Annotated in this window: 10 protein-coding genes; all 10 read right to left on the reverse strand. The window is 48.4% G+C overall.

What is annotated here, in order from left to right:
- Positions 1-25: 25 nt before the first annotated feature.
- A complete protein-coding gene (locus NLX74_RS14370) occupies positions 26-2692 on the reverse strand; it encodes a valine--tRNA ligase (protein WP_254329129.1) in 2667 nt (888 codons plus the stop codon).
- A 409-nt stretch (positions 2693-3101) separates the two neighbouring features.
- Complete coding sequence (locus NLX74_RS14375; RefSeq protein ID WP_336077819.1) at positions 3102-4430, reverse strand: LysM peptidoglycan-binding domain-containing protein; 1329 nt, start codon at positions 4428-4430, stop codon at positions 3102-3104.
- A 126-nt stretch (positions 4431-4556) separates the two neighbouring features.
- A complete protein-coding gene (locus NLX74_RS14380) occupies positions 4557-5471 on the reverse strand; it encodes an RluA family pseudouridine synthase (protein WP_250266510.1) in 915 nt (304 codons plus the stop codon).
- A complete protein-coding gene (hemL, locus tag NLX74_RS14385) occupies positions 5468-6772 on the reverse strand; it encodes a glutamate-1-semialdehyde 2,1-aminomutase (protein ID WP_025722720.1) in 1305 nt (434 codons plus the stop codon). Before hemL ends, NLX74_RS14380 begins: the two co-directional genes overlap by 4 nt.
- 30 nt (positions 6773-6802) lie before the next feature.
- Complete coding sequence (hemB, locus tag NLX74_RS14390) at positions 6803-7801, reverse strand: porphobilinogen synthase (protein WP_254329131.1); 999 nt, start codon at positions 7799-7801, stop codon at positions 6803-6805.
- 47 nt (positions 7802-7848) lie between these two features.
- Positions 7849-9405 carry a uroporphyrinogen-III C-methyltransferase gene (gene cobA, locus NLX74_RS14395; RefSeq protein ID WP_235308611.1) on the reverse strand — a complete coding sequence of 519 codons (1557 nt, stop codon included), beginning with the start codon at positions 9403-9405 and terminating at the stop codon, positions 7849-7851.
- 4 nt (positions 9406-9409) lie between these two features.
- Entirely contained in the window at positions 9410-10336 is a 927-nt protein-coding gene (hemC, locus tag NLX74_RS14400) for a hydroxymethylbilane synthase (RefSeq protein WP_254329132.1), read from the reverse strand.
- Between the two features lies 1 nt (position 10337).
- Positions 10338-10985: a precorrin-2 dehydrogenase/sirohydrochlorin ferrochelatase family protein gene (locus NLX74_RS14405; RefSeq protein ID WP_061828816.1), complete on the reverse strand. Its 648-nt coding sequence runs from the start codon at positions 10983-10985 to the stop codon at positions 10338-10340.
- 8 nt (positions 10986-10993) lie between these two features.
- Complete coding sequence (gene ccsA / locus NLX74_RS14410) at positions 10994-11821, reverse strand: cytochrome c biogenesis protein CcsA (RefSeq protein ID WP_061828817.1); 828 nt, start codon at positions 11819-11821, stop codon at positions 10994-10996.
- 16 nt (positions 11822-11837) lie between these two features.
- Positions 11838-13232, reverse strand: coding sequence for a glutamyl-tRNA reductase (gene hemA, locus NLX74_RS14415; protein ID WP_069290219.1), 1395 nt, complete (start codon positions 13230-13232; stop codon positions 11838-11840).
- Positions 13233-13255: the final 23 nt, after the last annotated feature.

Below are 13255 nucleotides of genomic sequence, written 5' to 3' on the forward strand. Positions count from 1 at the left end.
TCAGGTCATTTTATTGTGAGTGAAATTATCCCTTGAGTTCTTCAATACGTGCGATAACTTTAGCGCGCTTATCTGAGTAATCGGCTTGCTTGGCCTTCTCTTCCTCGATGACTTTAGCTGGTGCCTTTGCCACAAAGCCTTGGTTAGATAACTTTTTCTCCACGCGCTCCACTTCACTGTTCAAATGCTGAAGTTCTTTTTCCAGTCTGCTAATTTCCTGGGCAATATCAAGCAGTCCGGCCAGCGGCAGGTATAGCTCTGCGCCGCTAACTATAGATGTCATCGCTTTATCTGGAACGGTGAATTCTAATCCCGCGTCGAATTCAGACGTATTACAGAATCTACGTACATATTCCCCATTGCGGTTAATGATATCGAGAACGGCTTGATCACCGGGTTTTATGAGTAATTCAATTTTTTTACTCATCGGCACGTTGACTTCAGCACGGATATTGCGCACAGCGCGAATTACGTCGATCAGCAAATTCATTTCTGCAACTGCATCCTTATCCTCAAAAGAAGGATCATAAACAGGCCAAGCGGCCAGTGTAATCGTCTCTCCCGCATGCGGAAGATGCTGCCATATTTCCTCAGAGATAAACGGCATGAACGGATGAATCATGCGCAGTGTCCGATCCAATACATATGCAAGTACGGACTGCGTTTTCTTTTTCGCCTCTGCATTTTCGCCATATAGGGAAAGCTTCGCAAACTCGATGTACCAGTCGCACAAATCATCCCAAATAAAGTTATACAGAAGGCGGCCTGTCTCGCCAAATTCATAAGCATCTATTAGACGCGTGATGTCGCGTGAAGTTTCGTTTAGACGATGCAAAATCCAACGATCAGCAGTGCTTAAGTCACCAGTAATGTCTATATCTGCCGAAGTGACGCCTTCCAGATTCATCAGCGCAAAGCGTGACGCGTTCCAGATTTTATTGGCAAAGTTACGGGCCTGCTCCACACGCTCCCAGCGGAAACGAAGGTCTTGCCCAGGCGTGCTACTGGTAGAAATCATATAACGCATGGCATCGGTACCATATTGGTCAATCACGTCGAGCGGATCAACACCGTTGCCGAGGGATTTGGACATTTTTCTACCGTCCGCATCACGAACCAACCCGTGCATAAGTACGTCCTTGAACGGAATCTCTTCCGTAAACTCCAACGCGGTAAAAATCATACGCGATACCCAGAAATAAATAATGTCATAGCCTGTAACCAAGACATTAGTCGGATAGTAGCGTTTGAGGTCCTCTGTCTGCTCAGGCCAGCCCAGTGTCGAAAACGGCCATAAAGCCGAGCTGAACCAAGTATCCAGCACATCCTCATCCTGTTTTAGCTTTCTGCCAGCATACTCAGGCAAAGTTGTAGGGTCCTCCGCCGATACAATAACTTCTCCGGTTTCTTCATCGTACCAAGCCGGAATACGGTGTCCCCACCATAATTGCCGGGAAATACACCAGTCACGCACATTTTCAATCCAATGCAGATAAGTACGTTCAAAGCGATCCGGTACAAAGTTTACGCCGTTGCCAGCCTTCTGCACTTCAATCGCTTTAGCTGCCAGAGGCTTCATTTCCACAAACCATTGTGTGGACAGATAAGGTTCTACAACTACACCTGTACGTTCGCTGTGGCCTACTTGATGTACGTGCTCTTCAATACGAATCAGTACGCCCTGCTCTTTCAGATCAGCGACGATTTGCTTACGGCAATCGCTACGATCAAGGCCCTGATATTTGCCTGCTTCGGCATTCATCGTTCCCGTTTCGTCCATCACCGTAATTTGTGGTAGCTGGTGACGTTGTCCCATTTCAAAGTCATTCGGGTCGTGAGCCGGTGTAATTTTAACCGCGCCGCTACCGAAATCTTTATCAACGTAGTCATCCGCAATGACCGGAATTTCCCGTCCGATGATTGGGAGCACAAGCGTTTTGCCAATCATTTGCTTGTAACGTTCATCTTCCGGGTGTACAGCTACAGCTGTATCGCCCAGCATCGTTTCAGGACGTGTAGTGGCTACCGTAATAAATCCGCTACCGTCTTTCAGTGGATATTGCAGGTGATACAGATTTCCGTTCACCTCTTTGTATTCCACCTCAATGTCCGATAATGCAGTACGTGCAGCAGGGTCCCAGTTAATGATGCGTTTACCGCGATAAATCAGACCCTTCTTGTACAGTTTAACGAATACCTCACGTACCGCTTGGGACAGTCCCTCATCCAGCGTAAAACGCTCACGAGAATAATCGAGAGAAAAGCCCATCTTTTCCCATTGGTTATGGATATTATCTAGATAAAGATCCTTCCACTCCCACACTTTCTCCAAAAACTTCTCGCGGCCCAAATCATAACGTGTCAGGCCTTCTTCACGCAGCTTTTGCTCTACCTTTGTTTGGGTAGCAATACCCGCATGGTCTGCCCCTGGCAGCCACAAGGCATCATACCCCTGCATCCGCTTGGCGCGAATAATAATATCCTGCAAAGTAAAGTCAAGAGCATGTCCTATATGCAACATACCTGTAACATTCGGTGGTGGAATAACGATTGTAAAAGGCTCTGCCTCTGGATGTTGCCCAGCGCGGAAATAGCCCTTCTCCATCCACGTTTTGTACCATTTTTGTTCTGCTGATTTTGGATCGTACGTTGTTGGCATTTCCAAGGTTGTCTTGTTGTCTTGTTCTGACATATCAGGATACCTCCATGATTTTTCAATTGGCAAACAAAAAAAGCCTTTCATCCTCAAAGGACGAAAGGCTGTTCTCTCGCGGTACCACCTTTGTTTCACCCCTAGTGTATGTATCCACTGATCCATTACACATGGTGTGACACTTTATGCAGATAACGGTTGCGGACCGGCCTTATTCTACCGTGAGCCTCTTATCTTCCGTAGGAATTAAATGAGGAACCGTTCAAACAGGCGACTCCCGGGTGACTTCGGCCAGTAGCTTCCTGCGGAACCTCACAGCGCTGCAATTCCACTCTCTGAAGGGCTTGCTGCCTACTCTTCCCGATCTCAGTCTTTCAATAACTATACCACATCATACATTTCCCATTGACTATAGTCAACACCCGCCGTGCATTTTTCAGCAACCGGATCAAGGGATATACAATACCTGTCCTTCTTCCACATGATGCTCCGCCAATCTGTTATACAGTTGAAGCTCACGTGTGCTGAGCTGATAACGGTCAGCTATGGTTTCCAGTGTATCCTCGCGCTGTACAATGCATAACCGCACCTTGCGAAAAGGTGTTTCATCTTGTGTATGAAAAAAAAGGTTCTTCCACTTGGCATTCTCTCGCTCTTCTTCGGCTTTCTGATCCTGATCCTGCGGCTCCTGCTCCAACTGCTGCTGGTATTCGGCTTCCTTCACCGAACGGCTGGATTGGAGTAATGATGAGTAGACAACCGGGTCTGGCTCGTCTGCCCTTTCATCCTTTTTACTGTTGAGCGCTACACGCATCTCTGGCTTATCCTCAGTAAAGGTGTCATGGGCCTCGTGGTTAACCTGTTCTGACGCTTCAGGCCTGAAGTCGAAGTTATCTACTTGACTCGCTTCCAACTGTGGCTCCAGATAGACCTCGGACTCCGTGGCAGGATGCGGTTCAGACAGCAAAGGTTCATATACTATATTAGGAGATGCGGAAGATACTTTGGGCTCATTTCCCCCTGCCCATGCTTCCTCTTGCTGAAATCCCCACACTTCCGGAGACCCATGCTCATGCTTGACCTCGGGAGAGCTGTCTTCAACTGCTTTGCCCGTCCAAGGCTCATAGAATCGGTTAGGATCTACTGCCGACTCATAAGCTTGCTGTTCCGACAATGACTTCTGTTCCTCATGTTCCTCAGACGGCTGTTCCCAAGAAACGGACTCCTGTTGTGCTGGCACCCTGTAGGAAGTTTCAGGATCTGTAACGTAATCGGAGGACGAGTCATTGGTAGAATAGGCCTCTGCATGATGCTCTCCATCGGCGGAAAGGGATTGAACCGGATGCTCAGGTGCATGCACTACGGTAAATTCCTCATCCAGCCAAACCGCCGTCTCCTCCGCGTGCGAGCTTTCCACGCCATGCAAAGAAAGAACGCCTGTAATGTTTAGACTACGTAAAGAAAGCAGGTCCACATCAAAATTTTCAATCTCGACAGAGATATCTTCCAATCTCCCTACGCGGTTTAGCGGAATGGTAATTTCCACAGGGATCAAATGATGAAGCTCGCTCGTGATCTGTTCAGGTGTGCGGTACACGCCCTCCAGCAGCAAATGCCCTCGCAAAGCGGCATGGTCGCCGTGGGTTACAACCTGAATGCGTGGCAGAAGCTCAATTTCCTCCAACTCAGCAATCCCGGCAGCTTCCTCCGTCAAATGAATGCGTTCATAAATATCAAAACGCAAGCCTTGCGGCTGATCATTCTGTTGTTTGTTCAAGGATGGCATCCTCCTTTGGGCAGTCTCCGCACATCCTCTGACTTCTGGTCAGGCGCACGGAAACTCCATATTGCAAACCGTTTCTAGGTTCAAGTATATGCGCCAAAATAGAAGGCATGCCATCTTTTATAGCTGTTTGTGTAGCTTTTGAAAATCATCCGGCCAAGCATCCTCCACGGTAATCGTTTCGCCACTCAGCGGATGACAGAAAGTAAGACGCTCTCCGTGCAGCGCCTGCCTGCCAAAATCAGTAGCCCGCCCCCCGTATAATACATCCCCAAGCAATGGGTAGCCAGCATGACTAAGATGTACGCGAATCTGGTGCGTCCGGCCTGTCTCCAGCGTCAGATATACGAGACTCACTGCACTTGGACCGCTTCCCCATACTTCTCCGAGTTCAATATGGGTAACCGCCTTTTGCCCAGTTGGAGATACACGACGGCGCTGCTTATGATGCCTGTCCTTGCCAATCGGCCAATCCAACGTTCGCAGCGATGGGGGTACTTTCCCTCGTACCAAAGCCACATACCTGCGGCCTATATCCTTAGCTCGCATTTGCTCGTCCAGCTTGAGCAACGCAAATTCATTTTTGGCATATAGCACTGGGCCCGTCGTATCCACATCCAGACGATGTACATGCCGTACCGCCGCATGAATGCCATTCATCTCATAGTAGGATGCGACAGCATGATCCAACGTCAGCGGACCATCCTGCACAGCGCCATCCGGATGTACTGCCATACCTGCCGGTTTATGCACTACCAGGCAAAAATCATCTTCATACAGTACCTTCAAATCATACCAGCGAGGGGTGATTCCAAGGTTCATTACAGGAAAAAGGGCCAGCCGCAGCCGGTCCCCTGTAAGTTCAATCTCTTTTGCATGACGCAGTCTGCGCCACAGCTTTTCCGGTAATTCCAAACGATTCAGCAACCACTGATCTACAGCATCAGCATTGTTTTTTTCCCCGTCTGTGATTTCCCGTCCTGGCGTGACTTCCAGCCACGGTCCTCTTCTTTTCCAGCCACCTTGCCAGCTCATAGACGTTTGAGCGCGCGATAGTTCGCCTCAATGGTGGCATCAATATCCTCTACCGTATGCACGCCCGACACAAACATACCCTCAAATTGAGATGGTGCCACACTGACTCCCTCATTCACCATTTCAGTAAAGTAACGGCGGAAGTGGTCCTGATTACTCGTTTTAGCTGTGTCAAAATTGACAACCTTTTCTTCTGTAAAAAATGGACAAACCATGGAACCCACGCGATTGATCGTGACAGGGATACCCAGCTCGCTCGCATTACGTTCGAATCCGGCTTGAAGTCTTGCTGCCCGCTCTTCCAGGCGATCGTATACTTCTGGCGTCAGCAATTTAAGTGTCGAATAACCTGCTGCCATAGCCAGCGGATTTCCGCTAAGCGTACCCGCTTGATAAATTGGCCCCGATGGAGCAATCTGTTCCAGAATATCGCGACGTCCGCCGTAAGCACCTACAGGGAGTCCACCACCAATCACTTTACCCAGACAGGTAAGATCCGGCGTCACACCAAAGCGACCTTGAGCCGAATGAAGTCCAACCCGGAATCCAGTCATCACTTCATCAAAAATCAGCAGACTTCCGTACTGCTGGGTTACCTCACGCAAACCTTCCAAAAATCCAGGCTGTGGCGGTACAACTCCCATATTGCCTGCTACTGGCTCGACAATAATTGCGGCAATCTCTTCGCCAAATTTCTCAAAAGCTAGCTTCACCGAAGCCAAATCATTATAAGGGACGGTGATGGTATGGGTAGCTACGACTTCAGGTACACCCGGACTATCGGGCAAGCCTAATGTCGCAACACCAGAGCCTGCTTTAATCAGCAAGCTGTCCGCATGACCGTGATATGATCCCTCAAATTTAAGAATTTTACTACGGCTCGTAAATCCGCGTGCGAGTCGAATCGCACTCATAGTCGCCTCAGTTCCGGAGTTAACCATACGTACAATGTCCATAGAAGGAACACGCTCACATACGAGCTTGGCCATTTCGGTTTCTGCCAACGTTGGTGCGCCGAAGCTGGTTCCCTTTACAACAGCAGCCTGTAGAGCTTTAACCACTTCGGGATGTGCATGGCCCATAATAAGCGGTCCCCATGAACATACATAGTCTAAATAGGATTGACCATCAATATCATATACACGCGATCCTTCGCCATGGTCGATATATACAGGTGTAATCCCAACAGATTTAAAAGCCCGTACCGGGCTGTTAACGCCACCCGGAATGTATTGTTTTGCCTCATCAAAGGCTACTTTGGAGTTCGTATCCTTGCGCACTTTCCGTTGTTCGTCGATCAATCTGACCACTCCTATCTTCTGAAAATAGACTTATTGCTTCAACCATCTTGCCGCATCCTTGGCCGAATAGGTAATAATCATATCTGCACCCGCACGCTTCATGCTTGTCAGAATCTCCAGCACCATTGCTTTTTCATCAATCCAGCCTTGAAGAGCGGCTGCCTTGACCATGGCATATTCACCACTAACGTTGTAAGCCACCATAGGCAGATCAAATTGATTCTTAATCGTGCGCATCACGTCCAGGTAAGAAAGAGAAGGCTTCACCATCAGCATATCCGCACCCTCCAGCACATCAGACTCCGCTTCTCGCAATGCTTCACGTGCATTGGCAGGGTCCATCTGATAGGATTTGCGGTCACCAAACTGCGGCGCAGAATCTGCGGCTTCCCGGAAAGGACCATAAAAAGCAGACGCATATTTGACGGAATACGACATAATCGGAATATGTGAAAAGCCTTCCAGATCCAGCCCCTGCCGAATCGCTTGTACAAAACCGTCCATCATATTAGATGGCGCGATAATATCCGCACCAGCTCTGGCCTGAGAAACGGCTGTACGTACCAGCACCTCCAGAGATTCATCATTCAATACTTCACCGCATACCTCACCATCATGCTCATGCATGTGTACCATACCGCAGTGTCCATGGTCCGTAAACTCACACAAACAAGTGTCAGCCACAACCAGCAGTTCGGGATAACGAGACTTGATCAAACGAGTAGCTTCCTGAACAATACCATCGTCCACAAAAGCCGAAGTCCCTACACTGTCTTTTGTTTCCGGTATGCCAAACAGGAGCACGGCGGGAATGCCAAGCTCACTAATCTCTTTTAGTTCTTCCTCCAGCCGATCCAGAGAAAAACGGTATACACCTGGCATAGAGCTAATTTCCTGTTTCACCCCCGTGCCAAATGTTACGTAGATCGGTTGGATAAAATCAGCGGGATTTAATACCGTCTCACGCACCATACTGCGAATTGCAGCCGACTGACGCAAACGACGATGTCTAGTAAAAGGAACACTCATGAATACAAACCTCCATTTTTTATACATTCATTAGCAAAAACAAAAAATTATAATGTCATAAGAGTACTTGATCGTTTCCAGTCACATAACGATTGGATCAGACTTTCAATGGTTGCCTTCTCTGACATAAAACTCACAGTCAAACCGGCTTGGGTAGCTGTCTCACCGGTCAAAGGACCTATTACAGCAATCGTAACTCCCTCCAGCAGCGTCAACGGATCATGGATCCCCATTTGCCTGAGCGCTTCCAGAAAAAAGGTGACGGTTGAGGAACTCGTAAACGTAATCGCGTGAATGGCTCGTTCCTCAAGCAGCTTGAGGAGCTCGTCATCCTGTGTGTTGGCTGCCAGCACAGTTTGATACAAATCAGCCTCGGTCACATGAAGCCCCATCTCCCTCAGCTTTTCTGGCAGCCAAGGCCGAGCTAGATCACCTCTAGGTAGAAATACATTCTGCCCTGCCTGCAAATCCTGCTCAAACCCTTCGAGCAAACCTTCTGCCTGAAAAGGGCCTTCGATCTGTTCTGCCACAATTCCGTGTGTCCGAAGCGCAGCTGCTGTAGCTGGTCCGACTGCGGCAATACGAGCTTTGAACAGCATGCGTACGTCCTTGCCCTGTTCCTTTAAGTGCGTGAAAAAGTATTCAACTCCATTAACGCTAGTGAAAAACACCCAATCATATTCAGGTAGTCGCGCAAATGCCTCTTTAATCTCCTGTTTGGTTGGCTCGTCCGAGGGGGCTACCGTCTGAATAACTGGAAATTCATATGGCTCGCCACCAAGCTCCTCAATCCGGCGAACCAGACTGCTGGCCTGCGCACGCGCGCGAGTAACCAAAATCCGCTTGCCAAACAAAGGCATGTCCTCAGCCCATTTTAACTGTTCACGTTGATTGACCACTTCTCCGACAACGATGACGGCGGGAGGTTGAAAATTCGCGGCCTTCACCTTAGCTTCAATATCCGCCAGCGTACCCACCAGCGTATCCTGCTCGGCGCGGGTCCCCCAACGGATCAAGGCAACAGGAGTATTTGACGGCTTGCCGTGTTTTATCAGCTGTTCACTGATATAGCCGATCTTGGCTACACCCATCATAAAGATCAGTGTGCCCGTTGCGTTCGTCACTTTATCCCAATGAATACTTTTGTCGAGTTTATCGGGACTTTCATGACCTGTAATGATAGACAGCGATGAGGCCATATCCCGGTGTGTGACTGGAATGCCCGCATAGGCGGGCACACTGATTGCTGATGTGATGCCGGGTATAATTTCATAGGAAATACCATGTTTACGCAGTAGCCCGGCTTCCTCGCCGACTCGTCCAAATATAGTGGGGTCTCCCCCTTTAAGACGAACAACTGTTTTTCCTTCCAAGGCCAAATCCACCAGCAGCTGATTAATTTCCTCTTGCTTCATGGTGTGACGATCTGGCAACTTGCCGACATAGATTTTTTGGGCACCTGGCTTCATCAATCCCAAGAGGCGCGGGCTTGCCAGTCTGTCGTACACAATGACATCGCCCAATTGAATGCATTCCCAACCCTTGACCGTAATTAATCTTGCGTCTCCGGGTCCTGCACCTACCAAATATACTTTTCCTGCCATGCTATCATCCCCTCACCTGCGCAAGAATCTGTTCCGCTCCTTTGGCTATCAAACTGGCCGCCACCGCTTCTCCCAGCTTTAGCGGATCATTTCCCTGGAGCGTTTCCTTCAAAATAACCTCGCCATCTGGCGAGCCTACCATGCCCGTGAGGCTGATTTCTTGATCAGCCCAGACCGCATGAGCCCCAATCGGCACTTGGCACCCCCCATTTAACACGCCTAGAAAGGTTCGTTCTGCCGCAACGGTAGCCGAGGTATCTCGGTCGTTGTAAAGGCGCAGCAAGGCCAATAGCTCTTCATCGCTCGCACGACATTCAATACCTAGCGCTCCCTGCCCAACCGCCGGCAAACAGTCTTCTTCCGGTATATAGGACGTAATTCGCTCTTTCCAGCCCATCCGATGCAAGCCTGCTGCCGCCAAAATGATAGCATCAAAACCTTCCGTCTCCAGCTTTTTCAGACGGGAATCAATATTACCCCGCACAGGCTCCAATTGTAGATCAGGTCGCATGGACTTGATTTGACTGGCTCTGCGCAGGCTGCTCGTGCCCACCTTTGCCCCTTGAGGCAAATCCTCCAGGCTCTTGGCGCCCAATGTGATCAGGCAATCACGTGGGTCCTCACGGCGCGGCACAGCGCCGTTGACAAGCCCTTCCGGCAATTCGGAAGGCATATCCTTCATACTATGTACTGCCATATCAATCTCACCAGCCAGCATGGCCTGTTCAATTTCTTTGACAAAAAGCCCTTTGCCACCCACTTTGGACAAGGTTACATCCAATATTCGATCACCCTTGGTCAGGATTTTCTTCACGACAAATTGCAAATCCATTCCATGCTTCGCGCACAGCGCGTTCAAATCTTCAATGACATGCCCGGTCTGAGTTAACGCCAACGCACTCTGTCTGCTGCCTACCACAATTGTTCGCATGTTATTCCTCCTGATTTTGCGCAATCCATAGGTCTATTTCTTTTTCGGTCCAAGCCATAAATTCATGACGCCGTATTTGATCCAAAATCCCGCTACTCGCCAGGCGCCTCAGTAGTTTGGTCCTTTGCTGTGGGGAACTTATCTTACGTTTGATGATCTGTCGCATATCGTGCATGAAATCCAGATATGGCTCGTATTCGCTACCAAACAACGTATTCAAAGCTGATGTAATATCAGTGGTTACAGCAGGGCCAGCCCCTTCTGTGGAAATACTAATCGTCAGTCTTCCTCGTCGAATGGTACCCGGCGTTATAAAGTCTCCCTCTTCCGATCGATCCGCCACATTTACCAGTATACCCCTTTGTCTGGCCTCATGCGCAACCTCATAATTCACTTCTCTCTGGTTCGTCGCCGCATATACAAGAAAGGCTCCCTGGAGGTCACCCTCGCGATATACGCGATTTACCCAGTGGAGCTGCTTGTGATCCGCCAGAACCTGTAAATCCGGCGTTATATTCGGGCTAATGACGGTAATGAATGCCCCACTTTCCATCATCCCCTTTACCTTTCGTTCCGCAATCCTACCGCCACCTACAACACAACAGATCTTATTCTTACAATTCAACGAAATCGGGACAAAATGCTGCAAAAGGCTTTTCACTCTCCCGTCCACTGATGAAATACAGACCAGGAATTCAGCAAAAAATTAAGAATCAATAGCGTGTAGCCCACCAATGCCCACTTTGCCATTACTAGCCCTGAACGCTGATTCAATCTTTTGCTCACTAAAAATATAATATACACGCACAAGGCAATCGCTGTCATCAGCACCTTGGTATCTAGCAAGAGACGCCAGCGTTCCTCGGCAATAATAGAAATAACGGCAACTACAATAGAGACTCCCAACAAAGGAGTACCAATCAACAGCGCCATATGCGTATACCGGTCCATCATTTCCAGACTTGGCAGGCGTCTGATCGTGTCATTCCATTTCTTTACTTTCAATTTACGATGCAAAAACAGATATAACCCCGAAAATACAGCTGCTACCGTCATCGCTACAAAACCAAGGTTAGCCAGCGCAATATGAATCAGGAGCAGTCCATGCACGGTATGCCAATTTCCAAGCGGGTTGTCGAGAGGCTCCATCCATATATTGTTGAGCACTAGCACTGCAAAACTAATAATATTAAGCAACAATACCGCAAATTCGGATCGCTGATAACGTGTCAGAATCAAAGAAATCAGTACCAAAATAACTGAGAACAGAAATAGAAAATCGTAGGTCACGAAAATAGGAAGATGCCCTTCATTCCAGGTTCTTATCCCCATATAAGCAAGCTGGAGCACCAGAACGACAACAAGAAGCCCTGTACCTGTCCGTTTAGCATTCGCATTGCGACGAATCCCATCCGAGAATACAAACAGAAGGCTCAGGGCAAAAACATAAATCATTGAATCATATATAAGCATGCCTGAAGCCACTTCTGTTCACCCACCTTTACAGGCTGGCCGGCGCAAACGACGCTGGCAAAGCCTGAGCCTGAACGGTTTTTTCATGAACACCGGCTTCCGGTTTCATTAACGCAGATGCATCGCTTTTATCTACTTTCTGAGCGGCGTCATCCAAACGATCCTCCAAAGCAAAAATATGGCTAAACATGTCTAGGGCCTCATTCCCCTGCTTTTGAACAGCCAGTTCTTTTACCCGATTGATCGGATCATGCATCATCTGATTCAGCATACTTTTCGTCAAGCGGCTAATCACTTTGCGTTGCCGTTCATCCAGCTCAGGAAGCTTATTGAACAAGCTTTCCAACGTATCCTGATGTACAGACTCCGCTTTTTCCTGTAATGCACGAATCACCGGACGCACTCCCATCGTTTTCAACCATTGATAAAACTCGCTAAGCTCATCTTCGATCATATGCTCGATTTTTGTAGCTTCGGTACGGCGCATTTCCAAATTGCTCTCCACGATCCCTTCCAGATCATCAATATCGTACAGGAAAACATTCTGTAATTCACCAATAGCCGGGTCGAGATCACGCGGAACCGCAATATCAATCATAAACAAAGGACGGGACTGTCGACGTTTCATACTTGCTTCAACCCGAGTCCGATCCAGAATATAACCCTGGGCACCTGTCGAACTAATGACAATATCCACATCCGCCAACCGATTCATGCCTTCCTCCATCGTAACCGGCGTTCCATGGAACTTGGAGGCAAGGTCTTCCGCACGGGACAGGGTTCGGTTTGCTACAATAACCTCAGCTGCTCCACCGCTGTACAAATGCTTAACAGTAAGCTCGCTCATTTTACCAGCACCGAGAATCAGTACCTTTTTATCGGTAAACATCCCGAAAATGCGTTTGCCCAGCTCAACTGCTGCATAGCTGACAGATACGGCACTTTCTCCAATAGACGTCTCCGAATGGGCACGCTTGCCCAATGTGACGGCCTGCTTAAACAACATATTAAACCACGTTGCCGTAATTTTCTGGGATTGAGCCTGAAGAAAAGCATTCTTTACCTGTCCCAAAATTTGTGTTTCTCCGATTACCATAGAATCAAGGCCACAAGTCACACGGAACAAATGCCGAATCGCCTGCTCGTCCTCATATATATATAAATGTTGTGTAAATTGATCACGCGGAATGCCAAACCATTGCTCCATAAAACTGCGTATAAAATAACCGCACATGTGAAGGCGGTCCACCACAACATATATTTCAGTCCGATTGCAGGTTGCGACAACTACGCCCTCCAACACACTTTTGGTAAGTTTGAGTTGTTCCAGCGCTTTTGGCAAATCTTCTTCTGCAAATGTAAAACGCTCTCTGACTTCCACAGGCGCCGTACGATAATTCAACCCAACAACGACGATGTGCATTGCAAATTCACCTGCCTAAACTG

This window comes from Paenibacillus sp. MZ03-122A, assembly GCF_024213325.1.
Lineage (GTDB): Bacteria > Bacillota > Bacilli > Paenibacillales > Paenibacillaceae > Paenibacillus > Paenibacillus polymyxa_B.

Coding starts and splice junctions, on each gene's coding strand:
- hemC (WP_254329132.1), bottom strand. CDS start 10,336: ATGCGAACAATTGTGGTAGGCAGCAGACAGAGTGCGTTGGCGTTAACT.
- NLX74_RS14370 (WP_254329129.1), bottom strand. CDS start 2,692: ATGTCAGAACAAGACAACAAGACAACCTTGGAAATGCCAACAACGTAC.
- NLX74_RS14380 (WP_250266510.1), bottom strand. CDS start 5,471: ATGAGCTGGCAAGGTGGCTGGAAAAGAAGAGGACCGTGGCTGGAAGTC.
- cobA (WP_235308611.1), bottom strand. CDS start 9,405: ATGGCAGGAAAAGTATATTTGGTAGGTGCAGGACCCGGAGACGCAAGA.
- hemA (WP_069290219.1), bottom strand. CDS start 13,232: ATGCACATCGTCGTTGTTGGGTTGAATTATCGTACGGCGCCTGTGGAA.
- hemB (WP_254329131.1), bottom strand. CDS start 7,801: ATGAGTGTTCCTTTTACTAGACATCGTCGTTTGCGTCAGTCGGCTGCA.